Origin of the sequence: Burkholderia sp. AU4i, assembly GCF_000466765.1 — a bacterium.
In the GTDB taxonomy this organism is placed as follows: Bacteria; Pseudomonadota; Gammaproteobacteria; order Burkholderiales; family Burkholderiaceae; genus Burkholderia; species Burkholderia cepacia.
In genome coordinates, this window is sequence record NZ_ASSI01000488.1 from 1 (window position 1) to 569 (window position 569).

General features: G+C 73.1%; 2 protein-coding genes. Both read left to right on the forward strand.

Annotated features, from left to right (window positions below; all coding sequences use genetic code 11):
- Window positions 1–354: bifunctional adenosylcobinamide kinase/adenosylcobinamide-phosphate guanylyltransferase (locus tag L810_RS43715; RefSeq protein ID WP_042978547.1), on the forward strand; the 354-nt coding region annotated here is incomplete at its 5' end.
- A partial coding sequence (locus tag L810_RS43720; protein ID WP_042978548.1) for a cobalamin biosynthesis protein occupies window positions 348–569 on the forward strand: 222 nt, incomplete at its 3' end. The genes L810_RS43715 and L810_RS43720, both read left to right, overlap by 7 nt.

Here is a 569-nt window from a genome sequence, read left to right on the forward strand (position 1 = left end):
GACCTCGCCGGCACGCTCGCGCGGCTCGACGATCCGCACGCGTGCCTGCTCGTCGACTGCCTGACGCTGTGGCTCACGAACCTGCTGTGCCCGGCCGACGGCGAACCGCTCGACGATGCGCAGTACGCGGCGCAGGTCGACCGGCTCGAGCACGCGTTGCGCGGCGCGCGCGCGAAGGTGATCGTCGTCAGCAACGAGATCGGGCTCGGCGTCGTGCCGCTCGGGTCGGTCACGCGTCGCTACGTCGACGAACTCGGGCGCCTGAACCAGCGTGTCGCCGCCCTTGCGACGCGCGTGACGCTGCTCGTCGCCGGCCTGACGCTCGACCTCAAGACGGGAGCGCCGTCATGCTGATGCTGTCGCTGCCCGTAGTCGCGATGTTCGCGGTTGCGGCCGCGATCATCGACCGCGCGATCGGCGAACCGGCCGGCTGGCATCCGCTCGTCGCGTTCGGCCGCCTCGCCGCGCGCATCGAAGGCGCGCTGAACACGGGCCGGCGCGGCCGCGTGATCGGCGTCGCCGCATGGATCGCGGCGGTCGTGCCGCCGGTCGCCGTCGCGGCATGGCTC